Source organism: Saccharopolyspora spinosa NRRL 18395 (assembly GCF_000194155.1).
Lineage (GTDB): Bacteria > Actinomycetota > Actinomycetes > Mycobacteriales > Pseudonocardiaceae > Saccharopolyspora > Saccharopolyspora spinosa.
Genome location: NZ_GL877880.1, coordinates 299,014 through 322,112, shown reverse-complemented (window position 1 = coordinate 322,112; position 23,099 = coordinate 299,014). Strand labels below are relative to the sequence as shown.

The following is a 23,099-nucleotide window of genomic DNA, read 5'->3' as shown; positions in this document are numbered from 1 at the left end:
GTCAGTCCGTTCGAGGGTCAGACCCACCAGCGGCGTCACTACACACATCATCACTGTCCGTTCGCTTCAACCGGCACCTTCCCAAACCCGGCTCTATACCGCCCCAAAAGCGGGATGTGTTCTTCGTCGGCGGTGGCCGTTCGCGGGCGTTGTGCACGTTAGGTTCGGGAACGGCTCTACGACTCAGGAGGCAAGATGACCGCCGCTGTGCAGGAAGTCGTCGTCTACACCCGGCCCGGCTGCCCGTTCTGCGCCTCGCTGCGCGCCGGATTGCGGCGCCAGGGCTTGGATTTCAACGAGGTCGACATCTGGGAGGACCCGGACGCGGCGGCGGTGGTGCGCTCCGTCGCCGATGGCAATGAGACGGTGCCGACCGTGGTCGTGGGTGGCTGGCAGGCAGTCAACCCCTCGGCGAGCAGCGTGCTTTCCGCGGTCGCCGAGCACGCGCCGCACCTTTTGCCGGAGCGCAAGCCCGGTCCGGTGGACGGGGCGCTGAAGGCATTGGGGCTGCGCAAGTCCCGCGACTGAGCGCGGCTGGAGCTTTCACCGAGGGCCGACCGCACGGGGGGCGTTGCGGCCGGCCCTCAGCAGGTTGTGATCGTCGGTGGCGCGATACCGACGAGCAACAACCTCTTCAGTCTGCCGCTCGACTACGCCGAAAAGATCCATATATCACCCGTAATTAGCTCGAACGGTGGATCCCCCGAACGGGATCTTCCGCTGTGTCTCGCGACGCGGGTCGGTGAAGTGAACGGCCCGTTCGCCCCTGTCATCGGGGTGAACGGGCCGTTCGCGTGCTCGGCGGCGGTGTCTTGGTGGCATGGACGCGGAATCACTCCGAATACGGGGCAGCCCCGGCCGAAGCGGCCGGGGACTGCGCTGGACGGGCGTGGCTGGTGTCGACGGGCTCGCCCGGGATGGGCATGGGCCTCGCGGGCAGCTCGCTCGTCGGCGGCGGGAGTCTGACGGGGGCGGTCCCGGGGGTGGGGTCCGCGTCCTCCCGCCCGGTGTGGGAGCCGGCCGAGAACTGGTTGGCGAAGAGGTCCACCATCGCGGTCAGCGGCTCGGCGAACCAGTCGAGGCGTGGGTTCGTTTCGGTGATCTGAGTGCTCAATGCCATGCCCACAGCCTGCTGTTTCGGGGTTCCGGTCGGATCCGTACGGCTACTCAGATGTTACTCATGAGTAGTCGGGACACTACGACATTCGGGCGACGTAAGAACCACTGTGGCCACGGGGCGTGTTCACGCTGGCCGCGACATTCGGGCCGAACGGTGTACTCGTGCCTACGATCGCCCCAAGGGCCGAATTAGAAGGGTATGGTCTAGACCATGTCGCGTTTGACTGGTGTCGGAGTCAGCTCCGGCCGCGCCTCGGGGCCGGTCGCCCGGGTCGCCGATCCCCTGCCCGAACCGTCCGCCACTCCCGCGCCCGCCGAACCGGCCGCTGAGGCGGCCCGCATCCGACCGGCCGCCGAAGCCGTCGCCGAGCGGCTGTTCGAACGAGCCAGCCGGGTCGAGGGCGACGCCAAGGCTGTGCTGGAGACGACCGCCGCGATGGCGATGGACCCGGCGCTGAGCTCGCAGGCCGAACAACTCGTCACCGGCCGCTCGCTGCCCGCGCCGCGCGCAGTGTACGAGGCGGCCAACGGCTTCGCCGAGGCGCTGCGGGCCACTGGCGGCTACATGGCCGAACGCGCCCGCGACGTGCAGGACGTCCGGGACCGGATCATCGCCGAACTCGTCGGCGTGACCCCGCCCGGCGTACCCGAGCTCGACCAGCAGAGCGTCCTGCTGGCCCGCGACCTAGCCCCCGCCGACACCGCCGATCTCGACCCGAGCATGGTGCTCGCGCTGGTCACCGAGGAAGGCGGCCCGACCAGCCACACCGCGATCCTGGCGCGGGCGCTGGGCATTCCGGCGGTGGTGGCGGTCCGCGGTGTGCTCGCGGTGCCCGACGTGGTCGGCGCGGTCGTGGACGGCGACAGCGGCGAGGTGGAGACCTCCGGTCAGGAGGTGCCCGTCCAGGCCGCAGAGCGGGTCGCGCCCAGCGAGTGGAACGGCGTCGGCGCCACCGCCGACGGCAAGCCGGTCAAGGTCGTCGCCAACGTCGGATCGGGCGCCGATGCGCGGGCCGCCGTCGCGGCCGGGGCGCAGGGCGTCGGCCTGTTCCGCACCGAGTTCTGCTACCTCGCGGCTGGCGAAGAGCCGACAGTCGAAACGCAGCGGGCCGCATACCACGAGGTCATCGCGCCGTTCGCGGGCAAGCCGGTCATCGTCCGGACGCTCGACGCCGGCGCGGACAAGCCGCTGGCGTTCCTCGACATGGGCGTGGAGCCGAACCCAGCGCTCGGCGTGCGCGGTCTGCGGGTGGCCTTCGACCGCCCGGACGTGCTGGACCGGCAGCTCGAGGCGATCGCCGTGGCCGCCGCCGACTCCGGCGCCGAGGTGTCCGTGATGGCCCCGATGGTCGCGACTGTCGACGAGGCCGCCTGGTTCGCCGCCCGGGTGCGGGCCGCAGGACTGCCGCGCGCCGGGGTGATGATCGAGATCCCGGCCGCGGCGTTGAGCGCGGCTGACATCCTCGGTGCCGTCGACTTCGTCAGCATCGGCACAAACGACCTCGCCCAGTACGTCTTCGCCGCGGACCGGATGATGGGTGCGCTTGCCGAGCTCAACGACCCCTGGCAGCCCGCGCTGCTGCGGCTGATCGCCGAGGTCGGCCGCGCCGGTCGGGAGCTCGACAAGCCGGTCGGCGTGTGCGGTGAGGCGGCGTCCGACCCGCTGCTGGGTGGCGTCCTCGCGGGTCTCGGCGTGACCAGCCTGTCGATGGCGGCCGCGGCAGTCCCGGCGGTCGGCGCGACGCTCGCCAAGCACCCGCTCGCGGCGTTCGAGCAGGCCGCCGAAGCGGCGCTGGCGGCTCCGACCGCGGCCCACGCCCGAGAAGCGGCCAAGTCCGCCCTCGCCTGATCCAACCGAGGGGCACCCGTGCCCAATTGCTTGGGTACGGGTGTCTCCCGCTTTCCGCCCAATCCGTTCATGGCTGCGCATAACGGGGTTCCTGGGGAGAAAGACCGGGCTGGAATGGCAGCCGACTCGGGTCGAGCGGCCGATGCCGCTACTCGCGATCGTTGGTGTGCGCGGAGTCGAGACGGCTCGCGAGACGTGCTTTCCGGGGTAAGGAGATCGCGGCACCGCTGATCGGCTGAGTTCGAGGAACAGCCGGTCTAGCGCCAGGGGGTCGCAAATGTGCTTCGGCTGGGCGGTTTCCCGCTGCTGCGCACCAGATTGCTAGTGCGAGTGGTGGTGCGGCTGGTGCCCGCTTTCGTGCTCGTGGCAGATCCGACCCTGGTCCGTGTCGTGGCAGTGGATGTCGTGCTTCTGCTGCGGGGCGATCTGGGCTACCACGGTCGGTGCCTGGCTCGTGGCCAACGCCTCGGACGCGGCGAGACCGGAAGTCCCCAGCAGTAGCGGTAGCGCCAGCGCGACGCCGAGCGAGCTGCGCAATACGCAATGCATCACGGCTGCTCCTCCAGTTGATTTCGACGAGGTCCACGAAGCGCGTCGCGGAGAATCACCGAAGAAGTGATGAGGAGGTACTTTTCAGGGTAGGAACCGGGAGGGCGTGCGAGAACCCGCCCGGTCATGATTTTCAGGCCGAAAAGCCGAAATCGTGTTCTGTCGGCGCGGAATTGGTAAAACGCGCACGGAATGTCGCGACCAAAGGCCCTGGACAACAGCAATCGCCGCGCAAAGGGCACCTCTGTCGGGTCAAAGATGCCCTATGCGCGGCGAGGTCCACTCCTCGGCGTCAGGCGCGGGAGCGGGCGAGGACCGGGCGGACGAGGTCACGCAGGTTGGGCGACGGCTCGATGCCCAGCTCTCGATCCAGCAGGCGCTCGTAGCGCTGGTAGTGGCGGACCGCCTGCGCAGGGTTGGCCTGCTGTAGCAGCACCTTGACCACCGCGCAGTGCGCCGTCTCCCGGAACGGCTCGACCTCGGTCGCGGCTTGCGCGATCTCCAGGGCCGCCGCCAGGTGCCGGGACTGCACCAGCCGCTCCGCGGCCACCTCCAGCGCATGCACCTGCAACTGCTGCAGGCGCTCGCGTTCGGTCAGCACCCAGTCGTCGTACCAGCCCGGCAGCAGTGGCGCGTGCCGCGCCAGGTCGCGGCCGATCTCCGCGCAGTCCGCGGGCGACTCGGTCGAGTCCTGGTGCGCCAGGTAGCGCCCGGCCGCGAGCAGGCCGTCGACGTCCAGCGTCACAAGCGGCGCGAGCTGCAGTTCGTGCGATGTGCTGATCACCGCGCCCTGCACCCGCTGGCGCACCCGCCACAACGTGGTGCGGAGATTCGCCAGGGCGCTATGCTCGTCGCTCTCCGGCCACAGGACGCCAGCCAGGCGGTCACGCTGCGTGCGTCCGCGTAGCGCCAGGAAAGCGAGCAGGCGCTGCCCGCTGCTGGACATCGCCACGGCCTCACCGTCCGCGTGCAAGTCCCATCCGCCGAGCAGCGACAGCCGGAACGGTTGGTCGGGCTGCGCAGGAGTGCGTACCCGCAGGCGTTTCACCGGACGCACTGTTCCACCGGTCATAGTTCCCCCCTCGACAGGCCTGAAACGGGTGCTTCGCGAGGGAAGCGACGCGGCTCGTGTCACACCCCCAGAAGCTTCCGAGCACCGGCGTGGACGCCGGAACCAGGGCCCACATCCTCTATCGGGGCGACTCCAGTCAGCTGTTACGGGACTACGGACGGTGACTTTCCAACTCTGGATACACAAGTGTGGGGCTCCCACACCCCCCGTGGGAGCCCCATGAAGGAGCAAGTCAGGCGCGCACAGTGCGGTGCCGCCCGCCCTTGCTCCGTTGCTTGAGGCGGCGCGAGATGGCCCGTGATGCCCGCCGGTAGGTGCGCACGGCGAACGCGCCCGCGCCGAGCCACGGCAGCAGCAGGATGAGCATCGAGATCACCGCCAGCAGCGGGCCCCAGAGCTGTCCCTGCCCGATACCGGTCACCAGCATGTTCCAGTAGTCCTGCCCCCTGGTGAACGCCCTGGACAGGTAGACCGGGAGCCGCCAGAGCAGCATCCCGAGCGCGAACAACAGCGTGGGCACCACGATCAGCACCCAGGCGGTGACCATGATCCGCACCCGCGGTCGCAGCCCGGTGTGCGCGTCAGTCTGGCCGTCGCCGCGCCCGACGAGGCGCAGCAGGAACGGGCGGATCTGCGAGAACAGGTTCGGCACCCCGACCAGGTCGCCGAGGATGTAGTACCCGTCCATGCGCAGCAGCGGCAGCAGCTGCTGCAGGATCTGGATGTGGCTCAGCGCGATGAAGACCAGCAGCGGCGCGAACTGGGTCCAGCCGTAGATCCCGTACATCACCACGATGAACACCGCGTTGAAGTAGATGCCGCCCAGATCGGTGCGCAGCCGGCCCCGCCGGTCGAGGCGGTAGGCGTCGGTGACGTTGGTGTAGAAGCACGGGATGATCAGCATGATGCCGACGCCGATCGCGCCCGGCTTGGCCCCGCCGTAATGACATCCGGCGGCATGCCCGAGCTCGTGGAACAACGTGCTGGCGACCATCAGCCCGAGCAGCAGGAGCACCCGCGCCGGTTCGCCCAAGGACTGCTGGAACGCCAGGTCGAGGTAGCCGGAGCCGATCAGCCACCCGTCGAATGCGAGCAACCCGCACAGCACGAGCACGACGACCACGGGCGTGTAGAGCGGAGCGAGAACTGCGGCCGCCACCTGCACCACCCGTGGCGGTGCGAGCGTGCCGTGCATCGCCAACGCCAGCAGTGGATCCGCCTTCGGCGGCTCGGCGATCGCCTGGGACAGGGTGGCGATGCCGAGCGGATGCAGTTTCTCGTTGATGAGGAATTCCGCATTGGCAGCTGACAGTTTCTTGCCGGTCGCCTGCGATGCTCGTGCCGCCACCTCGGCCAGGCCCCGGCTGCCGTCGATCGCGGTCGCGATCTGGTATAGCAGCGGTGACACCAGCACCATCTGGCCGTCGCCGCGGGAGATCAGGTAACGCGGTTCTTCGAAGCCGCCGCCCTCGTACTCCCCGCACAGCGACACTCCGTTGGCCAGCCGCGCAACCGCCTGCTCGTCGGTCTCTTCCACGCGGTCGGTCTGGGTGACTTCTGACATGGCTTCCTCCTGCGAACCCGTTCACGCGCGGGTGGGCCTGCACTGGTTGAGCGCTGTGGTGGGCATGGGAGCCTGGCCGGGAGCGACCGCTTCGCTCCCGGCCAGACAGGACCCTCAGACCTGGCTGATGATCTGGGCGGCCGTGGCCTGCGACCCGAAGAGCGCCACGGCCGTGTTGACGGCAGTGACGACGTTGATGTCAGGGAACAAGTTGCAGCCGCAGCCGCCCAGGGCTTCGCGCTGCGGGAGCAGTTCCGCGGATTGGCTCGAAAGCTCAAGACTTTCCATATTTCATCTCCTGATGGTGGAACCCGGCCGCCCACCACGCGCAGCGGCAGTGGGCGGCCGGGGGCGTTATTAACTGCAGACCGTTCAGAGCGAGGTCTGGTTGATGACCTGGGCGGCCGTTGCCACCGACCCGAAGAGCGCCACAGCGGTGTTCGCCGCGTTGGCGACGTTGATGTCGGGGCCGAACCACCCGCCGAGGGCCTCACGCTCGGGCAGCATCTCGGCGAACTCGTTCGAAAACTCCATGATCATGCTCCTGTTCGCATTGACGGAATTTCGACTGCGGCTTCGTGCCGCTGGTGACGAGTACGCCAGAGGTCCGTCACCCGACCGTCACAAGACCGTCACGCGCTGCTGCGCCGGTCGTCGCGAGGCCCTCCGGTTACGTTCCGTGCGTAGGGTGTGAGCAGCGAATACCTCGGGCTCGACAAGAGTTTTCGTCAGTGGATCGGGTGAACTGCGAAAATCCCACACGGATGGCGGTCACCCAATGAAAAAAAGGCCCGGGAGCCGGGCTGGCTCGCGGGCCTCGAACAGCGGGTTCTCAGGCTTCTTCGGGTTCGGCCTCTTCTTGGTCCAGGCCGTGCTCGATGGCGTAGCGGGCCAGCTCGACCCGGTTGTGGAGCTGCAGCTTGCGCAGCGTCGACTGGACGTGGTTCTCCACCGTGCGGTGCGAGATCACCAGCTTCTTGGCGATCTGCCGGGCGGTCATCCCCTTGGCGACCAGCCGCAGCACCTCGGTCTCCCGGTCGGTGAGCTGCGGCGCCTGCGACTCCGAATCAGGGGTGATCGCCATCCGCCGGTACTCCCCGAGCACCAGTCCGGCCAGCCCTGCGGTGAACACCGCGTCGCCGGCGGCGGTGCGCTGCACCGCGTCCACCAGCTCCTCGACCGACGCCGACTTGACCAGGTAGCCGGAGGCACCGGCCTTGACCGCCTCCAACACGTCGCTGTGCTCGCCGCTGGCGGACAGCACCAGGACTCGCGTGCCGGGGATCTCTTGGGTGATCTGCAGGGTGGCGCTGACGCCGGAGGTGTTGCCCAGGTTCAGGTCCATCAGCACCACGTCGGGCGTGACGGTCCGCGCGATGCGCAGCGCGGACGCGCCGTCGCTCGCGGTGGCCCGCACCTCGAAGCCGCGCTCCATCAGGTCGCGCGCGACCCCGTCGCGCCACATCGGGTGGTCATCGACGACCATCACGGTGACGGGCGGCTCGCTCATCGGTCTCCTCCTCTGCGCCGCTTGCCCTGGGTCGCACCCGGATGGGGAACCCGGACCTCCCACTCGGTTCCCTCGCCGAGCGCGGTCTCGAGCGTGATCGTGCCACCCAGGCTCTCCACGCGGCCCCGGATCGACTTCGCCACGCCCAGTCGACCCTCGGCGGCGGCCTGCTCCAGCCGGCCTTCGGGGATGCCCGGGCCGTCGTCGCGGACGCTGAGCACGATCGCGTCCGGCAGCTCCTCCAGCAGGACCCACCCCTGGGCGTCCTCGCCGGCGTGCTTCTCGACGTTCGCCAGCGCCTCCCGCACCACCGCGAACAGGTCGGCGCTCAGCGGCTCCGGCAGCCGCACCGGATTGCCCGGGATCGACACGTGGATCCGGCCGGTGCGCAGCACCTGCAACCGTGCGGCGAGGTCGGTCTCGCCGTCCTCCGTGGTCTCCTGCGGCGAGGTGGCGACCAGCGCGCGTAGCGCGATCTCCTGCTCTCCCGCGAGTTTCGCCAGCTCGGACGCCTCGCCGCCGAGCTCCGCGCCGCGTCGCCGCACCCGCGCGAGCACCTGCAGAACGCTGTCGTGGATGTCGCGCGCCAGCCGTTCCCGCTCCGCGGTCGCGGCCTCCGCGCGCAGCGCGCGGGCCAGCCGTTCGGTGGACTTGCGCGCGGTGTCCGAGGCCAGGCCGAGCACCAGGCCGCTGCCGACCAGCAGCAGGGTGTCCAGCGAGGTGTCCGCAGCGCTGTAGCCGCGGATCAGGTAGTTGCAGGCAGTAGCGATGATCCCGCTGGCCAGACCGCCGAACATGCCCCACTGCGCGGCCGCGACCGTGACCATCGTCGAGTGCCACACCGTCGCCACCGACGGCTTGGCCGAGAGCATCTGCTCCTCGGTGAGGATGAATTCGCTGCTGAGGAACAGCACCGTCACCACGATGCAGTCGAGCAGGACCATGCGGTTGGTGCGCCCCCGCCGGGTCCGGTAGCGCCAGATGGTGAACACCGTCCACACGGCCATCAGGCTGATGACCACCAACGCCAACCACGGCCGCTGGTAGTCGCCGTACTGGTCGATGACCCCGTAGCAGGCGTACAGGAACGTGACGACGCGGAACACGTTGTGCCCGCGCCAAAGCGGCGAGCGACCGTCGGCCACCTGCGGTTGCGACGGCGATTGCGGACTGCCCACATTCGCTCCTTCCCAGCGGCCCATCCTGCCGTACGTCCGCATGTGCGGAGGTCGCCGCACCGAGCACTCCGCGTGTTTGTGATCACGACCCCGCATCGACGTGAAATGCCCGAGTGGCGAGCTGCGGCTGGACGGTTCCCTGTGACAGGCTCATCGGGGGAGGTGATCGGCTTGGTGGGCGGATGGCTGCTGTGGCGCCTGCGGCCGGCGGCCATCGCCTACGTGCTCGCGGTGCAGGCCGTCGCCCTGGCGCTGGTGGTGCTGGTCTTCGTGACGAGCCGGTCGCCGCTGTCGAACGAGCTGCTGACCTTCACGATGCTGGCGGCCACCGCCGGGACGGTCATCGTGATCACCTCGGTGTCGATCAACGTGCGGCGGCAGATCCGGCGCAACCCCTGGACGCTGCACATCGCCTACCTGGCCGCCGGAATCCTCACGCTGCCGCCGAACCTGCTGGTGCTCCTGCTGCTCGGGCCGACCCTGCACGGGGTGCTGGACGGCCGCCCGGAGCTGCACCGCTGGCTGTTCACCACGGCCGCGACCACGATCGCCACGCTGTCCGCGCGGTTCCTCATCGGCTGGTCGGAACCCCATTGGAGCCCGGTGCTGTTCGTGCTCGCCGGGGCCGTGCTGCTGGTGGTGCGGGCCTTCCTGGTCGCGGTGGGCATCCGGCTGCGCAACCCCGGGGCGGCGCGGGCGGACGTGCTGGGCGAACCGATCGACGTGCTGCTCGGCATCGTCGCCGCGAGCCTGGGCGGGCTGCTGGCGGTGGCGGTGAGCATCGAGCCGGGCAGCGCGCCGCTGGCCGGGCCGCCGCTGGTGCTGCTTGACCTCGCCAGCCAGCTGCCGCAGTGGCGGCGGTCCGCGCAGCGGGACGCCAAGACGGGCCTGGCCAATGCGGCGCACTGGGAGCGGTTGGCGCGCAACGAACTCCACCGTGCACAGGCCCGCGGCCAACCCGTGTCGCTGCTGTTGCTGGACCTGGACCATTTCAAGCGGGTCAACGACGAGATCGGGCACCTGGCGGGCGACACAGTGCTGGCGGCCGTCGCGATGATGCTGCGCAGCAGCGTGCGGCGCGAAGACGCGGTCGGCCGCTTCGGCGGCGAGGAGTTCGTGGTGCTGCTGCCGGGCAAGGACACCGACGTCGCGTGCGACGCGGCGGACCGGATCAGGACCTCGACCGCGGCGCTGTCCGTGCCGACCCGCGACACCCGGGGCCACCACCGGGAGCTCAACGATCTCACGGTCAGCATCGGCGTGGCCACCACGTCCCGCTTCGGCTACGACCTCACGGATCTCCTGGTGGCCGCCGACGCGGCCCTCCTGACGGCCAAGTCAGCCGGCCGGAACGCGGTCACCCTCGCCTGATCCCCACCATCCGATCCGTCAGACCTCCGAGTTGGAGGTCGAGCCGGTCGGGGTTTTCTCGTCTGGGGTTTCGTCCGGTGGGGGTTCGGCCTCGGCGCGGTCGGCGGGTTCCGGCGGTTCGGCCGGTTCCTCCACCTCGACCAGCGAGCGGATCGCCGAGTTCAGCACCGCGACCAACGGCACCGCGAGCAGCGCGCCGACGATGCCCGAGACCACCATCCCGATGCTGATCGCCAGCACCACGCCCAGCGCGTGGATCTGCACCGCCCGCCCCAGGATCAGCGGCTGCAGCACGTTGCCCTCGATCTGCTGCACCGCGAGCACGATGCCGACCACGATCAGCGCGACGATCCAGCCCTTGGTCACCAGCGCCACCAGCACCGCGACCGCGCCGGAGGCCACCGCGCCGACGATCGGCACGAAGCCACCGAGGAACACCAGCGCTGCCAGCGGAATCGCCAGCGGCACGCCGAGGATCATCAGCCCCGTCCCGATGCCGAGCGCGTCGACCACCGCGACGAGCGCGGTCGCCCGCACGAATCCGACCAGCGAGGCGAAGCCCCGGCAGCCGGCGACGTCGACCCGGTGCCGCACGTGCTTAGGCGCGAGCTTCGTCACGAACAGCCACACGCCGCGGCCGTCGTGCAGGAAGTAGATCAGCGTGAACAGCGCCAGCACCAGCCCGGTCAGGAAGTTTCCGAAGGTGCCCGCGGTGGACAGCGCGCCGCTGGTCAGCGCTGCCTGGTTGGCCGCCAACCAATCCTGGGCCTGCGTCAGGTAGTGGCCGATCTGCTCCTCGTTGATGTGCAGCGGGCCCTGCGCCAGCGAGTTCTTGAGCTGGTTGAGGCTCGCGACGACTTGGCGCTGCAAGTCCGGGAAGCCCTCGATGAACGCGTTGATGACGAATGTGAGGACGCCGCCGACGACCGCGAGCCCGCCGATCAGCACCATCGCGGTGGCCACCGCGCGCGGCACGCCGCGCCTGGCCAGCCACGACACGATCGGCGCCAGCAGCGCTGACAGCAGCAGCGCGATGGCGACCGGGATCACGACCACGTAGATCTGGCCGACGGCCAGCCCCACCACGTACAAGGCGCCGACGACCACCAGCAGCCGCCAGCTCAGCGCCGCCGAGACCCGTAGCACGCGGGGGATCGACGCCGCGGCATCGTCTCGCGTGGTGATCTTGAAGTCGTTCACCCTGTCACCGTAGCGCCGACTCCGGAATCCAGGGGCGGAACGACCACTAGGCGCAACAGGATCCGATCTCCAGTAACACGATGTAGCGAAGGTATCGCTATGCGCTTACGAAAGTGGCGGATGTTTTGAAAGAGTGCGCGGCGGCGAGGAGGAGCTCCAACGGGGAGTCGCCCGAAGCCGAGGAGGTTCTGGCACCGAGATGTCCCGCCGCGACCGCAGGACAGCAGCCGCCCGACGATGGCGCCTGCTCACCCGTGCGCTGGTCGTGACGGGCGCAACGGTCGCCGGGACCTCCGCGGCTTGGCTCATCGGCTGCGGGCTCCACGCGGACGCCGCAGACCTCCCGTCGGCCGCGCCCGCCGACCAATCGGCGCCGCGACCGGTCGAGCCGCCGGAGTCGACAGTGGACGGTTCGGCTACGGGTCGGTCCGGCCCGGCGGGGTTCTCGCTGGCCCGCCTGGACCCGGTCGCACTGGTCCGGTCCGATCCGGCCGGGCGGCTGCTCGACGCGGCGCGGCCGGTGACCGGCGTGCTGCAGGAGTCCGCGACAGGGGTCGGACACGTAGCCGACGACGCGCTGTCGACCACCGGAACCCAGGCCGCCGCCCTGTCCACGTCCGTCGACAATGGACTGGACGGCCTCGCGGGCCCGCTGCTGTCCGGGGAAACCGGCCAGCAGTCGGCCTACTCGCCGCCCGCACCGCCCGCGTCGGCACCGGCCGCCGCACCCGTCGTCCCGCTGCCGACGCAGCTGGTCGAGCACCGGCACTCGGTCGAGCAACCCGAGTCGGTCGTCCAACGGCGGGCGCCGGAACCCGGCGAGACCCCCGGAAACCGCGACTGGTCAAGGCCTTTCGCCTTGCCCGCGCCCTCCGGCGCGCCCAGCTGCGGCGGAACCGGCGACGGGCCGCAGCTCAACAACGCGCCGGTCGGCTGCTACCCGGCAGAACCGGATCGCACCCCCGCTCTCGCCGGGGCACCGGCCCGCACCCGCGCCGGCACGCTGATCAGCGTGCCAGAACCGCAGCCGGGCACCACCCCCGACTAGATCCCCCGCGCGGCGTGCCGACGACCGATCTCGTTGCCGGCGAAAGGAAATCCGCCGCGCGCAACCCAGATCGCAGTTCCTGAAGGCCCACCGTCAATCGATGATCAAATTCCGATGACGGTGTGGCGCCCACAGTTGATTTTCCTCCCCCGACTGGGGAAGCCTCGTGAAGGAGAAAGTCCATGCAGACTTGGGCGAAGCGCGGCGTGCAGGCCGCGCTGGTCACCGGTGGAATGCTGGCCGTCGGTACGGGAGTAGCGTCCGCCGCCGGGACCTGCCCGGAGCGTCCGGCCCCGCCGCTGGGGAAATCGGCGCTGCCCCCCGTGCTCGACGACCTCGGCGACGATGAGGTGCCTGCCGATCGGTGCTTCGCGGGCGAGCTGTTCGCCGCGAACTCCGGCACGCGGTACAACGCCCCGCTGGTGGAATCGCGGGCCAGCCACTCGGTCACCGCGCTGACGGGCACCCTGGACCCCGTGCGCGACCTGCTGCCAGCCGTCGAGAACGAACTGACCCAGGAGATGCCGGCGCTGCGCGACCTGCACTGGCACGCCCCGTCGCAGACCAGCCCGCTGCACCTGGCGGGGTGGGTCGCCGACCCGGCCGACGCCCGTCCGCTGGACATCGTGCCGGGCTTGTCGCCGTTCGACGGGGACCGCCCGGTCACCCCCGCCGAGGGCTTCCACCGCTCGCTGAGCTGGGCCGGCCCCATCGGTGAGGTGATCCAAGGAGGTGCCAACACCCTCGACGAGGGTGCATTTCGAACGGGTGCGCTCCTGGATGTCCCTGCAGACCTCATGATCCCGCACGACGACCTGGTGTACTTCGACGGCTTCACCGGTCCGGCAGGCGGCATCGTCGAGCTCTGGGAGGACGTGCTCACGCACGGCCCGGGCGGCCTGGTGACGCCGGAGCAGGTGGACCTCACGTCCGCGGAACTGCCCGGGCTGCGCAGCGACCTGCACACCGTGCCGGGCGAGATCTTGGCTGGCGCGCTGTCCGCGGTCGCCGCCGAGCCGACGCCGCGCGCGGACCTGATGCCGCTGGAGGTGCCGGGCGAGTACCAGATGAGGGCCAACGAGGTTCCGGACCTAGTCGGCCTCCCCCTGCTCAACGTGTCCAAGACGCCGGGCACCGTGGAGCGCAGCGAGTCCCCCGGCGTGACGGCGCCGCTGCCGGTGGTGGGCGACCTCAACGCGTTCGGCGGCGGCCAGACCTCGGTGCCGCAGGTCAGCCGGATCACCTCCGCGCTGGACGGCACCGCGCCGCGCACCGCGCACCCGGAGTTCACCGAAGCGCCGCTGCAGTCGAACGTCGCGGTCAAGGTGGTGGACGAACTGGCCGCGGCGGTGCCGCCGGAGCAGGTCGTCACCCGGAACCCGTTCCGGCAGATGCCCGCGCCGCGGACCGGTGGCGTGGCGCTGCCGGTGCTCGGCGGCGGTGTCCCGGACATCACGGCCGTGCAGGGCGAGACGCTGCCGACGCCGGGCTTGAACCCGCAGGCCGCGCTGCGCACCCTGGAGAACGCGGACACGGTGGTCTTCAACCGCATCTGACCCGAAAACCGAAAACCGGGGCGAGCACCAAGCTCGCCCCGGTTTTTTCATGCCCATGCATGGCCCGAACGAAGCCGCAGCCCAGGAACGGTGAGCGCTTTTTTTACGGGACCTGTGCGGTGAGCGGGGCTTCGGGGGCCGGATCGTCCTTGACGGGCTTGATCGGCGTTCGGCGGGAGCGCCACCAGCGCACCGCGTTGTAGAGCAGGAACGCCAGTCCGAAGTAGACGTAGGAGTTGCCGATCAGCTGCTCGAAGAAGTTCCAGCGCAGCTCCAGACCGCGGCCCTGGGGCATCTTCCAGTGCGGGCCCATCATGAAGAACCCGGCCGTCAACGTGGTCGCCAGCAGCAGCGCCCAGTCGCGCTTGGCCTGCGCCGCGCCGATCAGCAGCACCAACCCCGGGATCGCCCAAACCCAGTGGTGCGACCAGGAGATCGGCGACACCAGCAGCCCGAGGATGCCGTTGATCGTCACCGCCATCGGCAGGTCCCGCTGCCGGATCGCGTGCACCATCCCCAGCACCGCGAGCACCAGCACGATCGCCGCGAGCAGGGCGAAGACGATGGTCAGGCTCGGCGTCGACATCTTGCTCAGCAACGACCGCAGCGACTGGTTGCCCGCGTACGTCGACGCGTCGCCGGTGAACTTCGGGCCGAAGGACACGTTGCTGCTGGCCAGCATCTCGTGCAGCCAGAATCGGCGGGCGTTGTCGAAGGTCAGGGCGAACCCCAGCAGCACGGTGCCCAGGAAGGTCAGCAGCGAGGCCATGATCGTGCGGACGTCCCGGCGCAGCAGCGGCAGCAGCAGGAACACCAGCGGCGTGAGCTTGATGCCGGCGGCCAGGCCGATCAGCAGGCCGCGTGGGTACGGCAGCTTCTTCGCGCCGTCCGTCCGCCACAGGAGGTCCACCGCGACCAGCGCCATCAGCGCGATGTTGATCTGGGCGTAGGTGATCGTCTCCAGAACCGGTTCGCTGATCGTGGCTAGCGGAAGCACCGCGGCCGTCACCAGCAGCACCTTCTCCCGGTGCGCGCGCAGGAACGTCGAGGCGCTGAGCACGACGTACAGCGTGACGATGAGCGCGGCGTGGCTGACCAGCATGATCACCGCAGTCGACGCGGCCTTCGGGATCAGTGCCAGCGGCGCGAACACGATCGCCGCGAACGGCGGGTAGATGAACGGCAGCAGCAGCCCGGACTCGGTGGCCGGGAGGTTGTGGTAAAGATCGCGTCCGCCGAGCAACGCTTTCGCGCCGAGCCGGTAGACCTCACCGTCGATGTGGTCGTGCGTGTTGACGGTGGAGACCACCATCACCGCGATCAGCTCCGCGACTGCGATCATGACCAGCAGTGATCGATGGTCGCGCAACCGCTCCTGCAGCGGCAGTCGACCCCCGGTCCCGTGCACGGGCATGCACCATCCTCTCGCCTGCGGCACCTCGACCAGCGTAGATATTCGATCGGGTCAAGTGGGCGCCGCAGGGCGATTTTGAGTCCCGGGCCACCGGCCGATGTTTCACCTGCCTGATTCATCAAGCCCCGGCCCGTGGTGACCTGGGGGGAACGCACCGCGAACAGCTGACTCACCGTCATGTGCGGAGCGTGAATACCACCAATACGGGTAGTCGCCGAGACCTTGAATTTCGCCCTGCCCGAAGGGGAGGCTCAGACGGACTGCTCCGTTCGGTGGGGAGGAGGGGGCCGAATGAGTGTCCTCGAAGTGGCAGCACCCAGCCAGTTGGCGCCAGTCTGGGACGAACTCATCAGCGGGCTCACGGTCGGCGTGCTCCTGACCGACGAACGCGGCCAGGTGCTGGCCACCAACGACGTCGCCGCCGAACTGATGCAGCTGGTCAAGTCCGATCTGCTCACCGGCACCCGGCCGGCCGGCTGGCAGGTGCGCGACGACACCGGTGCACCGATGCCGGACTGGGCAGAGCTGGCCGGGCAGGTGCTGCGGGCCGGCTCGCCGCTGTCCATCCCGATGGTGATCGCCCGCCCCGGCCAACCGCTGAGCCGCATCTGGGCGGATTACCACGCGGTGCAGGTGCAGGGCCGCAGCCGGGTGCTGATGCTGCTGCAGTCGGTGCACACCGACGTCTCGCACAGCCGCGGCCTGCTCGACCCGCTGACCGGGTTGCCGGGCCGCGTGCTCCTGCTGGACCGGCTGGAGCAGTCGTTGGTCCGCGCCCGCAGTCGCGGCACGCTGTCCACGCTGGTGCTGATCGACGTGCAGCGGCTGGCGGCCTTCAACGCCGAGCACGGCTTCGACCGCGGCGACGACCTGCTGACCACGCTGGCCGGCCGGCTCCGGGAAGGGCTCAGCGACGAGCACACCGTCGCCCGCTACGGCGGCGACGAGTTCGCGGTGGTCGCGGAGCACCCGAACGGCACCGGCGAGGAGATCGCCGAGCAGGCGCGGGAAGTTGCGGGCTGGCCGGTGCGCATCGGCCGCAAGCGCGTTCGCCCCGGGTTGCGGGTGTCGTGGGTGACCACCGACGGCCAGGCCTCGGTGCACTCGGTCCTGGCCCGTGCTGAGCAGCAGCTCCAACACTGAGGAAGGAGGCACCGCGTGGAGCCCGATCAGACGCCGAGCAGGAAAAACGGGCATCCGCGCCGAAGCGGGTGCCCTTTCTTCGTTGGAATTCCAGGCTCGTTTTGCTTGAGTGCGGGTGGCGGGTTCTCAGCGGCCTTCTCGACGCCGGAATCCCCACACACGTAACCAAGTCGGGCTGCCCTCGCTGGAAGGCCGCTGAGAACCCGCGGCGGTGCAAGTCGTGAGCGTGGGCAAAGCGGCTTCGCCGCTTGCGACAACTCCGGCGAACCCCTCGTCACCTGTCGCGGTGCGTGCAACGTGCGAGTTTCCGAACTGCCACTCGTGCTGTTCGGGGTTGCCGGTCTTGCGACAACCCCGAACAGCCGATCAGCGCTCCCGTTCGCCCGCGATGAAGTCTTCGACCGCTTGGTAGGCGGCGGAGTCGGAATACTGCTCCGGTGGCGACTTCATGAAGTACGACGACGCCGACAGGATCGGCCCGCCGATGCCCCGGTCCTTGGCGATCTTGGCGGCCCGGATGGCGTCGATGATGATCCCCGCCGAGTTCGGCGAGTCCCACACCTCCAGCTTGTACTCCAGGTTCAGCGGTACGTCGCCGAACGCGCGGCCCTCCAGCCGGATGTAGGCCCACTTTCGGTCGTCCAGCCACGGCACGTAGTCCGACGGCCCGATGTGCACGTTGCGCTTGCCGAGGTCGCGGTCCACCTGCGAGGTCACCGACTGCGTCTTGGAGGTCTTCTTCGACTCCAGCCGCTCCAGTTCCTTCATGTTCAGGAAGTCCATGTTGCCGCCGACGTTCAGCTGCATCGTGCGGTCCAGGTGCACGCCGCGGTCCTCGAACAGCTTGGCCAGCACCCGGTGCGTGATGGTCGCCCCGACCTGCGACTTGATGTCGTCGCCGACGATCGGCACGCCCGCGTCGGTGAACTTCTGCGCCCACTCCGGGTCGGAGGCGATGAACACCGGCAGCGCGTTGACGAAGGCCACCCCGGCGTCCAGCGCGCACTGCGCGTAGAACTTGTCCGCCTCCTCGGAACCCACCGGCAGGTAGGCCACCAGGACGTCGACCTCGGCGTCCTTGAGCGCCTGCACGACGTCCACCGGATGGTCGTCGGACTCCTCGATGGTCTCCCGGTAGAAGCGGCCGAGGCCGTCGAAGGTGTGGCCGCGCTGCACGGTGACGCCCAGCGGCGGCACTTCCGCGATCTTGATGGTGTTGTTCTCGCTGGCGACGATCGCCTCGGAGAGGTCGCGGCCGACCTTCTTCGCGTCCACGTCGAAGGCGGCGACGAACTTCACGTCGCTCACGTGGTACTCACCGAAGTTGACGTGCATCAGGCCGGGCACCCTGGTGCCCGGGTCCGCGTCGGCGTAGTAGTGGACGCCCTGCACCAGCGACGCCGCGCAGTTCCCGACGCCGACGATCGCCACCCGCACCGCTCGACGATCTCCGCCCATGGCAGGGCCCTCCTTCTTGCTCATCTGTCGTGTCCTTGCAGTTCTTGCCCGCCGACGCTGGGTCGGCCCGGCGCCGCAGCAGACTGCTCGGCGCGTTCGTGTTCGATGATTTCGTCGAGCCAGCGGACCTCGTGCTCGCTGTGGTCCAGCCGGAGTCGGTGCAGTTCGCGGGTGTAGCGGTCGAACCGTTCCTCGGAGCGCGCCAGTGCGCTGCGCAGGCCGTCCCGGCGCTCTTCGACGCGGCGCCGGCGTCCTTCCAGGATCCGCAGCCGGGCCTCGGCCGGGGTGCGGGAGAAGAACACCATGTGCACGCCGAATGCATTGTCGTCGCAGGCCTGCGGCCCGCAGTCGCCGACCAGCTCGGCGAACCGCTGCTGCCCGGCGGCTGTGATCCGGTACACGCGGCGCGCTCGCCGACCCCACGCGCGCGAACCGGGCGATTCGGGTTCCTCCTCGATCAACCCGGCGCGTAGCAGCCTCCGCAACGTCGGGTACAACGTTCCGCAGGACAGCGCGCGGAAGGCACCGACCGTGTCGTGCAACCGTTTCCGCAGCTCGTAGCCGTGCATCGGGGCCTCATGTAGTAGCCCAAGCACGGCGAGTTCGAGCATCCGCACCTCCTCCGCCCGACGAGTTCTCCGCCCGATTCCACTGGCGGTGCTGCGGCGAGGCAGACCACCCCGCAGATTATATCGCGCCGATATATCGGCCGACGATTTTAGGCTGCCCGTCCCGTCAACCTCGTCAATCCCGTCCTGTTTTAGCTGGTCACAGCGGCTTTTGTGGTCCATGTGGTCCACTCGGCCCATCGCGACCGATGCATGCCACGACCACAACAGGACCACACCCCCAGCGCGCCCGCGGAGGCGTGTCGAGTGCGGCTTCGACGATGGCGCCGATGCGGCGGGGGCTGGTGGTGATGTGGCGTAGGGATCGCCAGCGGCCGGTCAGGAGTGCGAAGCCGCGTTCGCCGAGGCGGCGTAGTGCTAGAAGCGGGCTGTTGTAGTTGCGGTTGTCGGCGTCGAGGATCTGCTCGCCGACGGGTTGTTTGACCAGGGTGTGTACCCCGATGCCGACGCCGTCGTAGGCGCCATCGGCCAAAGCGGGCAGGTCGAGTTGCGAGGCGGCCCAGTAGGGGCCTGAGGTGGCGGTCGTCACGCCTGGTACTGGTCGGTCGTGTCGCGTGCCCTGAACGGTGCATGGGGCAGACGGTGTCGACACGTACCCTGTGGTCGTGCAGACCCAACGGCAAGTGGTCGACTACGCGTTGCAGCGCCGAGCGCTGCTCGCGCAAGTCCACGCTGGCCGGGTCGGGGTGATGGAGGTCTGCGACGCCGATCCGTACCTGCTTCGGGCGGCAAAATTTCATGGTGAGCCGAGCGGGGTGACCTGCCCGGTGTGCCGGAAGGAACCGTTGACCCTGGTGTCCTGGGTCTTCGGCGACGCCCTCAAGCACGCGTCGGGAACGGCCCGGGCCCCCGAGGAGCTCGACCGGATGGCGGCCATGTTCGAGGAGTTCAACGTCTACGTCGTAGAGGTATGCCGCACATGTAACTGGAACCACCTCGTGCTGTCGTACGTGACCGGAACCGGTGGGTTGAACGACAACCGGTCCCGGCGCAAGACTGCAGCGGAGTGACAACGGTCGTGCCCCCGAACACGACCGCGCGCCCGGTGCGGCGCATCCCCGACGTGAACGCATCACACGGCGTCCGACGACGCCTGTCCTGGAGGCCCACTCGTGAACGACGAGCGTGACGACCCCACCCGAGGGCGCCACTCAAGGCCCACCGGGGCCGCCTGGTGCGGGCGGACCGGCGTGGCCCGGCGAAGAGCCGCGCCCGGGCCCGCGGTCGGCGCCGCCGAACCAGCCGAACGCCCAGTGGCCGAGCGGGTCGGACCGCAGCGCGGAGGAAACGCAGCAGAACACCCCGGTGCCACCGCCCGGCCAGCCCATGAAGTGGCCGGACGCGGAGCCGCCGCAGGAGCAGACCGGCGCGTGGACGCCGTCGTTCGACGACGATGACGACGACTCGGCGCTGGGCAAGCGGCTCAGCGGCGACTCGGGCGAACCGGAGAAGAACGGCGGGCGCAAGCTCGACCTGCCCACCAGCTACTCGGCGGTTCCCCCGCCGCCGAACACGGGACGGCAGGGACCACCCCCAGCACCGCCCGGCGCGCAGCAGACCAGGCAGGGGCCGCCGCCCCCGCCGCAAGGACCGCCGCCCGGGCGTCCGCCGCAGCCGTCCAGCGCCGACCAGCCGACGCAGAACATCCCGCAGACCCCGGCCAACGATCGCGACAGCGATCGCCGCCGCCTGGGTGGTGCCGCCGCAGCCGGCGCCGCCGCAGGCGGGATCGCAGGTGCTGCCGCAGGCGCCGGGATGGCGGGTGCCGCAGGCGCCGCCGGGGCGGGCGCCGCCGGAGCCGGAGGCGCGGCCGGCGGAGCTATGGGCGCAGCGGCGGGAGCCGCGGGTGGCGGTCACGCGGGGGGGGGGGGGGGCCCCCAGCCGCAGTTGCTCACGCATCAGGAACAGGGCGGAGCCGGAGGCGCGGCCGGCGGAGCTATGGGCGCAGCGGCGGGAGCCGCGGGTGGCGGTGGTGGCGGTGGTGGCGTAGCCCCCGAGCCGCAGTTGCTCACGCATCAGGAACAGGGCAGTTACAACTACTACGCCGACGACTACGACGACCCGTACAGCAGCGGGTACGACGGGAATGATCGGGATGGCGACGACCTCGACAGCCGCAATGGCCATGACCGGTACCGGGACGACGACTTCGACGACGGCCCGGACGACTTCGCGGATCTGGACGACGACATGAGCGCCGCCCGAGCAAAACGCAGTCGGCTCTGGCGGCGGATCCGCCGGTCCTGCTACGTGGCCGCGGCCTTAGCCGTCGTGGTTCCGGCCGTCGTGTTCATCTACGGCTACATCTTCTGGGACGCGCCTAACGAGGCGAAGGTGATGAGCATGGACCGGCCGATCGAGCTGCAGTACTCCGACGGCAGCTCGATGGGCCGCATGGACGTGCAGGGCTCGCGGGAGGTCCTGCACAGCATCAACGACGTGTCGTTGGCGATGCAGAACGCCACCATCGCGGCCGAGGACTCCACTTTCCGCACCAACCCGGGCTTCGACTTCCAGGGCATCCTGCGGTCGGCCTACTACCTGGTGTCCGGTTCCGGCGTCGGCGGTGGTTCCACGATCACCCAGCAGTTCCTGAAGCTGGACCAGGACCTCAAGAAGGACCCGACGTACATCCGCAAGATCAAGGAAGTCGTGCTGGCGTTCAAGATCACGAACGAGCAGAGCAAGGACGACATCCTGCTCGCCTACATGAACACAGCGGACTACGGGCGCGGCGCGAACGGCATCAGCGCCGCGGCGCGGGCCTACTACAACAAGAAGCCCAGCGAGCTCAACGCCGCCGAGGCGGCCGTGCTGGCCGGTGTGGTGCAGAGCCCCTACGGCGGCAACGACCCCGGCCAGAACCCGGAGAAGGGCAAGAAACGCTGGGAGTACGTCGTCGGGCAGATGGAGGAGAACGGCTTCCTGCAGCCGGGCGAGCGGGAGACCATGACGCTTCCCAAGACCCTGCCTCGCGGGGAGTGGAAGAAGAACAACAGGCTCTCCCCCGAGCAGGACGCCATCTGGGAGGCCATCAAGCGCGAGCTGGAAGCCCAGGGCCTGTCCGAGAGCGACCTGTCCCGCGGTGGCTACACGATCAAAACCACCATCGATCCGGACACGCAGCAGAAGGCCGAGGCCGCTGTGAAGAAGGTGATGGCTTCGGAGCCGGAGACGCTGCGCACTTCGCTGGTCGCGGTCGACCCCAACAACGGCGAGATCCGGGCGTACTACGGGTCCAAGAACCAGATCGGCGACCTGGACTGGGCCAGCACCCCGCAGGAGCCGGGTTCGTCGTTCAAGCCGTTCGCGGTGATCGCCGGGCTTGAGAAGGGCAAGGGCATCGGCGAGTTCTACGACGGCAGCGGTCCGCAGGTGATCGCCGGGCACGAGTTCAACAACTCGCCCGGTGTGAAATGCGAGATCCCGACGCACTGCGGTGTCCGAGAGGCGATGACCAACTCGGTCAACACGGTGTTCGTCAACATGGCCGCCGACTTCGGCCCCAAGAAGGTGGCCGAGGCCGCGCACCAGGCCGGCATCCCGGAATCGACGAAGCTGGAAAGCCCCGATGGCAGCGTGGCCGCTGGTATCGCGCTGGGCATGTACCCGGTGCTCCCGGCGGACATGGCCGCCTCGTACTCCTCGTTCGTCAACGGGGGTAACAAGGTTCCGGCGCACTTCGTCCAGCAGGCCGTCAGCCCGGAGCAGGGCGTGTTCCCGCTCGCGACCGCGAAGCCGGAGCCAGCCTTCGGTGACGCGTCGACCAGCAAGGACATCGCCTACAACGTCTCGCAATCGATGCTGGACGTCGCCACGCACTCGAAGGTCCCGTTGGCGGGCAACCGGCCGGTGGTGTCCAAGACCGGTACCCACCAGTGGCTCAACACCACGAAGAACAAGAACGCCTGGATGATCGGTGCCGTGCCGCAGATCTCCACCGCGGTGGCGATGCAGAACGACGACGGCGGCCCGAAGCCGTTGGAGAACGCGAACGGCCAGAGCTTCTACGGCGGTGGCCTGCCCGCCAAGGTGTGGAAGGAGTTCATGGACTCCTACCTCCAGGGCAAGAAGGTCATGCAGTTCCGCGAGGGCGACAAGATCGGGCAGTTCGCAGACATCCCGCCGCCGCCCCCGCCGACGTCGCAGGCGCCGCCGACGTCCCAGACATCGGCGCCGCCGACGTCGAAGCCGAGCGACACCAGCGAACCGGACAAGCCGACCACCAGCAAGGAGAAGCCGAACCACTGCGGCTGGCTGGACCCGAACTGCAACAACACCGGCGGCGGAGGCAGCGACCCCGGCGACGGACCGCCGAACAACAACATGGCGCCGACCCCGACGAGGCGGTCCGGCTGAGCACCTGTTGAACCAAGGAGGGGCACCCGCGAGAGTGAGTCGGCGGGTGCCCCTCCGCGTTGTTCGGCCCCAAGTAGCAT

The 23,099-nt window shown here is 69.4% G+C and carries 21 protein-coding genes; 8 read left to right on the top strand and 13 right to left on the bottom strand.

Going from position 1 to position 23,099, the window contains the following annotated elements:
- The first annotated feature begins 195 nt into the window (after positions 1–195).
- Positions 196–528: a glutaredoxin domain-containing protein gene (locus tag SSPN_RS0132185; RefSeq protein WP_010313143.1), complete on the top strand. Its 333-nt coding sequence runs from the start codon at positions 196–198 to the stop codon at positions 526–528.
- 304 nt (positions 529–832) lie between these two features.
- Here SSPN_RS0132185 and SSPN_RS0132180 read toward each other — a convergent pair whose 3' ends face one another.
- The gene (locus SSPN_RS0132180; RefSeq protein WP_143539438.1) at positions 833–1,120 is read right to left on the bottom strand and encodes a hypothetical protein; all 288 of its coding nucleotides are present in this window, start codon (positions 1,118–1,120) and stop codon (positions 833–835) included.
- A gap of 210 nt (positions 1,121–1,330) precedes the next feature.
- Here SSPN_RS0132180 and ptsP point away from each other — a divergent pair, with 210 nt between their 5' ends.
- A complete protein-coding gene (gene ptsP / locus SSPN_RS0132175) occupies positions 1,331–2,968 on the top strand; it encodes a phosphoenolpyruvate--protein phosphotransferase (RefSeq protein ID WP_029535937.1) in 1,638 nt (545 codons plus the stop codon).
- Between the two features lie 321 nt (positions 2,969–3,289).
- Here the strand turns inward: ptsP and SSPN_RS0132170 are convergent, their stop codons facing one another.
- The 7 genes from SSPN_RS0132170 to macS form a co-directional block, all read right to left on the bottom strand.
- On the bottom strand, positions 3,290–3,517 hold the full coding sequence (locus SSPN_RS0132170; protein ID WP_143539437.1) for a hypothetical protein: 228 nt from the start codon (positions 3,515–3,517) through the stop codon (positions 3,290–3,292).
- A 292-nt stretch (positions 3,518–3,809) separates the two neighbouring features.
- The gene (locus tag SSPN_RS0132165) at positions 3,810–4,589 is read right to left on the bottom strand and encodes an AfsR/SARP family transcriptional regulator (protein WP_049887701.1); all 780 of its coding nucleotides are present in this window, start codon (positions 4,587–4,589) and stop codon (positions 3,810–3,812) included.
- A gap of 232 nt (positions 4,590–4,821) precedes the next feature.
- The gene (locus tag SSPN_RS46895; RefSeq protein ID WP_010313134.1) at positions 4,822–6,153 is read right to left on the bottom strand and encodes a hypothetical protein; all 1,332 of its coding nucleotides are present in this window, start codon (positions 6,151–6,153) and stop codon (positions 4,822–4,824) included.
- A 114-nt stretch (positions 6,154–6,267) separates the two neighbouring features.
- The gene (locus tag SSPN_RS57945) at positions 6,268–6,441 is read right to left on the bottom strand and encodes a hypothetical protein (RefSeq protein ID WP_010313132.1); all 174 of its coding nucleotides are present in this window, start codon (positions 6,439–6,441) and stop codon (positions 6,268–6,270) included.
- Positions 6,442–6,525: 84 nt separating this feature from the next.
- On the bottom strand, positions 6,526–6,687 hold the full coding sequence (locus tag SSPN_RS57940; RefSeq protein ID WP_170121507.1) for a hypothetical protein: 162 nt from the start codon (positions 6,685–6,687) through the stop codon (positions 6,526–6,528).
- A gap of 298 nt (positions 6,688–6,985) precedes the next feature.
- Positions 6,986–7,663 carry a response regulator gene (locus tag SSPN_RS0132145; RefSeq protein WP_010313128.1) on the bottom strand — a complete coding sequence of 226 codons (678 nt, stop codon included), beginning with the start codon at positions 7,661–7,663 and terminating at the stop codon, positions 6,986–6,988.
- Positions 7,660–8,841: a MacS family sensor histidine kinase gene (gene macS / locus SSPN_RS0132140; RefSeq protein WP_010313125.1), complete on the bottom strand. Its 1,182-nt coding sequence runs from the start codon at positions 8,839–8,841 to the stop codon at positions 7,660–7,662. The genes SSPN_RS0132145 and macS overlap by 4 nt, the downstream gene beginning before the upstream one ends.
- Positions 8,842–9,015: 174 nt before the next feature.
- Here macS and SSPN_RS0132135 point away from each other — a divergent pair, with 174 nt between their 5' ends.
- Positions 9,016–10,212, top strand: a complete 1,197-nt coding sequence (locus SSPN_RS0132135) for a GGDEF domain-containing protein (RefSeq protein ID WP_237710874.1) — start codon at positions 9,016–9,018, stop codon at positions 10,210–10,212.
- A gap of 18 nt (positions 10,213–10,230) precedes the next feature.
- Here SSPN_RS0132135 and SSPN_RS46890 read toward each other — a convergent pair whose 3' ends face one another.
- Positions 10,231–11,412 carry an AI-2E family transporter gene (locus SSPN_RS46890; protein WP_010313123.1) on the bottom strand — a complete coding sequence of 394 codons (1,182 nt, stop codon included), beginning with the start codon at positions 11,410–11,412 and terminating at the stop codon, positions 10,231–10,233.
- A 199-nt stretch (positions 11,413–11,611) separates the two neighbouring features.
- Here SSPN_RS46890 and SSPN_RS0132125 point away from each other — a divergent pair, with 199 nt between their 5' ends.
- Entirely contained in the window at positions 11,612–12,460 is an 849-nt protein-coding gene (locus SSPN_RS0132125; protein ID WP_010313122.1) for a hypothetical protein, read from the top strand.
- Positions 12,461–12,642: 182 nt separating this feature from the next.
- The gene (locus SSPN_RS0132120) at positions 12,643–14,016 is read left to right on the top strand and encodes a hypothetical protein (protein WP_010313121.1); all 1,374 of its coding nucleotides are present in this window, start codon (positions 12,643–12,645) and stop codon (positions 14,014–14,016) included.
- Between the two features lie 103 nt (positions 14,017–14,119).
- Here the strand turns inward: SSPN_RS0132120 and SSPN_RS0132115 are convergent, their stop codons facing one another.
- Positions 14,120–15,430 (bottom strand): glycosyltransferase 87 family protein, encoded by a 1,311-nt coding sequence (locus tag SSPN_RS0132115; protein ID WP_010313120.1) that lies wholly within the window; start codon positions 15,428–15,430, stop codon positions 14,120–14,122.
- A 291-nt stretch (positions 15,431–15,721) separates the two neighbouring features.
- Here SSPN_RS0132115 and SSPN_RS0132110 point away from each other — a divergent pair, with 291 nt between their 5' ends.
- Positions 15,722–16,573 carry a sensor domain-containing diguanylate cyclase gene (locus SSPN_RS0132110; RefSeq protein ID WP_010313119.1) on the top strand — a complete coding sequence of 284 codons (852 nt, stop codon included), beginning with the start codon at positions 15,722–15,724 and terminating at the stop codon, positions 16,571–16,573.
- 366 nt (positions 16,574–16,939) lie between these two features.
- Here SSPN_RS0132110 and SSPN_RS0132105 read toward each other — a convergent pair whose 3' ends face one another.
- From SSPN_RS0132105 to SSPN_RS46885, 3 genes are all read right to left on the bottom strand, one after another.
- Complete coding sequence (locus tag SSPN_RS0132105) at positions 16,940–18,031, bottom strand: inositol-3-phosphate synthase (protein WP_010313117.1); 1,092 nt, start codon at positions 18,029–18,031, stop codon at positions 16,940–16,942.
- 20 nt (positions 18,032–18,051) lie between these two features.
- On the bottom strand, positions 18,052–18,642 hold the full coding sequence (locus SSPN_RS0132100) for a PadR family transcriptional regulator (protein ID WP_010313116.1): 591 nt from the start codon (positions 18,640–18,642) through the stop codon (positions 18,052–18,054).
- A gap of 157 nt (positions 18,643–18,799) precedes the next feature.
- The gene (locus SSPN_RS46885) at positions 18,800–19,189 is read right to left on the bottom strand and encodes a transposase family protein (protein ID WP_010313115.1); all 390 of its coding nucleotides are present in this window, start codon (positions 19,187–19,189) and stop codon (positions 18,800–18,802) included.
- Between the two features lie 76 nt (positions 19,190–19,265).
- Here SSPN_RS46885 and SSPN_RS0132090 point away from each other — a divergent pair, with 76 nt between their 5' ends.
- Both SSPN_RS0132090 and SSPN_RS46880 read left to right on the top strand, forming a co-directional pair.
- The gene (locus SSPN_RS0132090; RefSeq protein WP_029535933.1) at positions 19,266–19,670 is read left to right on the top strand and encodes a DUF5318 domain-containing protein; all 405 of its coding nucleotides are present in this window, start codon (positions 19,266–19,268) and stop codon (positions 19,668–19,670) included.
- A gap of 115 nt (positions 19,671–19,785) precedes the next feature.
- Complete coding sequence (locus tag SSPN_RS46880) at positions 19,786–23,019, top strand: transglycosylase domain-containing protein (RefSeq protein ID WP_192814555.1); 3,234 nt, start codon at positions 19,786–19,788, stop codon at positions 23,017–23,019.
- The last annotated feature ends 80 nt before the right edge of the window (positions 23,020–23,099 follow it).

Coding starts and splice junctions, on each gene's coding strand:
- SSPN_RS0132185 (WP_010313143.1), top strand. CDS start 196: ATGACCGCCGCTGTGCAGGAAGTCGTCGTCTACACCCGGCCCGGCTGC.
- SSPN_RS0132180 (WP_143539438.1), bottom strand. CDS start 1,120: ATGGCATTGAGCACTCAGATCACCGAAACGAACCCACGCCTCGACTGG.
- ptsP (WP_029535937.1), top strand. CDS start 1,331: ATGTCGCGTTTGACTGGTGTCGGAGTCAGCTCCGGCCGCGCCTCGGGG.
- SSPN_RS0132170 (WP_143539437.1), bottom strand. CDS start 3,517: ATGCATTGCGTATTGCGCAGCTCGCTCGGCGTCGCGCTGGCGCTACCG.
- SSPN_RS0132165 (WP_049887701.1), bottom strand. CDS start 4,589: ATGACCGGTGGAACAGTGCGTCCGGTGAAACGCCTGCGGGTACGCACT.
- SSPN_RS46895 (WP_010313134.1), bottom strand. CDS start 6,153: ATGTCAGAAGTCACCCAGACCGACCGCGTGGAAGAGACCGACGAGCAG.
- SSPN_RS57945 (WP_010313132.1), bottom strand. CDS start 6,441: ATGGAAAGTCTTGAGCTTTCGAGCCAATCCGCGGAACTGCTCCCGCAG.
- SSPN_RS57940 (WP_170121507.1), bottom strand. CDS start 6,687: ATGGAGTTTTCGAACGAGTTCGCCGAGATGCTGCCCGAGCGTGAGGCC.
- SSPN_RS0132145 (WP_010313128.1), bottom strand. CDS start 7,663: ATGAGCGAGCCGCCCGTCACCGTGATGGTCGTCGATGACCACCCGATG.
- SSPN_RS0132125 (WP_010313122.1), top strand. CDS start 11,612: ATGTCCCGCCGCGACCGCAGGACAGCAGCCGCCCGACGATGGCGCCTG.
- SSPN_RS0132120 (WP_010313121.1), top strand. CDS start 12,643: ATGCAGACTTGGGCGAAGCGCGGCGTGCAGGCCGCGCTGGTCACCGGT.
- SSPN_RS0132115 (WP_010313120.1), bottom strand. CDS start 15,430: ATGCCCGTGCACGGGACCGGGGGTCGACTGCCGCTGCAGGAGCGGTTG.
- SSPN_RS0132110 (WP_010313119.1), top strand. CDS start 15,722: ATGAGTGTCCTCGAAGTGGCAGCACCCAGCCAGTTGGCGCCAGTCTGG.
- SSPN_RS0132105 (WP_010313117.1), bottom strand. CDS start 18,031: ATGGGCGGAGATCGTCGAGCGGTGCGGGTGGCGATCGTCGGCGTCGGG.
- SSPN_RS0132100 (WP_010313116.1), bottom strand. CDS start 18,642: ATGCTCGAACTCGCCGTGCTTGGGCTACTACATGAGGCCCCGATGCAC.